The sequence below is a fragment of the Myxosarcina sp. GI1 genome, from assembly GCF_000756305.1.
Lineage (GTDB): Bacteria > Cyanobacteriota > Cyanobacteriia > Cyanobacteriales > Xenococcaceae > Myxosarcina.
Map to the genome: position 1 here is coordinate 1 of NZ_JRFE01000074.1, position 1,487 is coordinate 1,487.

Annotated in this window: 1 protein-coding gene; it reads right to left on the reverse strand. The window is 37.2% G+C overall.

Translation table 11 applies throughout. The annotated features are described in order from the left end of the window. The coding region (locus KV40_RS32895) for a response regulator (RefSeq protein WP_253274439.1) at nucleotides 1-1,363 on the reverse strand (1,363 nt) is incomplete at its 3' end. Nucleotides 1,364-1,487: the final 124 nt, after the last annotated feature.

The window sequence follows — 1,487 nt, forward strand, 5'->3', positions numbered from 1 at the left end:
AGAATACGGTTCGTTTGGTTTCGCAGGTGACATCTAAATACACTTTGTCGCTATAAGGCGAATACTTGATGGCATTAGAAAGCAAGTTAGTGAGAATGTGACGTAGTAGTTCTTCATCCATACAAACAAACGCTGAAGTTGCAGCATCTACTGCTGCAACTTCATTATCAACAGCTAACTGTTTTTCATTACTCAAACAACCATCCTGACTAAAGATAATTTGATGAGTTGGGAAAATTAATGCTATTTCTTCTATCAGTTCTTGACATAATAGATACAGATCGAACTTAGTGGGATTCAACTTTAATTTACCCGCATCAGCTTTACCAAGCAGCAAAACATCATTTAATAACCCAGTCATATGTTTTACCGAAGCTTGAATGCGATGTAGATGATTTAGTTTTTTCTCTTCAGTCCATTTATAACCATAGTGTTCGAGTAATTCGGAAGAAGACAAAATGGAGGCTAGGGGAGTGCGAAACTCATGAGAGGTGGTAGTCACAAAACGTGTTTTGAGTTCGTTGAGTTTTTTTTCTTTTTCTAAAGCTGCGCGAGTATTTTGTTCTATTAGTTTGCGTTCGGTAATGTCCCGCCATACAGCAACAAAACCATCTTCTAGTTTGTTAATTCTAATTTCAAAAATTTTGGTAAAAACTTCTTTATTCTCCGCTCTTAAGCAAAATGCATGTTCTTTGAAGAGTGGTTTGCCAGTTTCGATAACTTGACAGCACTGCTCGAATAATTCTGCCTTTGGATGAGAGGCGATTTTTTGACAGAGATTTTGGTTTGTTTGTTGCTGTAACTCAAATAGGTTATTTTTACAGGCGGCTTGATTGAGATAGTCGGTGCGAAAACTGATAATTTTGTTGTTACGATCGCGAACGCTGCTATAAATACCAAAGTAGTCGAGTAAATTTTCTACCGAAATACGAAATTTATGTTCGCTACGTTCGGCTAACTGTTGCAAGCGAGATTGTTCGAGTACGTTGCGAACGGCAAAACGAAAACTTTCGGCGTTGATTTCTCCTTTAATTAAATAATCTTTAACGCCAGCTTTCATCGCTTTTACTGCCACTGCTTCATTTCCTTCACCCGTAAGCATAATTATTGGTGGTAACCGCTCGCAACTAGCTTTCAACTCTCGAATAAATTTCAGTCCGTTCATATCTGGCAAAACATAGTCGAGCAAAATCAGATCGGGTTTTTCGCTTTGATGAGACTCTAAACCCTTGTTTCCTGTTTCAGTTTCGATAATTTCATAAGTATTAATAGCATCTCGATTCAAATAGAGACTATAAATGTCGCGGTCGTCGACATTATCGTCAATAATTAAAATTGTCTTGACATTGTTTACAGTTGACATTAAAAAAAATTACTATACACACAATCGATTATTAATTTGTCAAATGAGGCAGAACAACGGTAAAAGTAGTTCCTTGTCCTAATTGAGTTTCCATAGCGATCGCTCCACCATGTAAATCTACTGC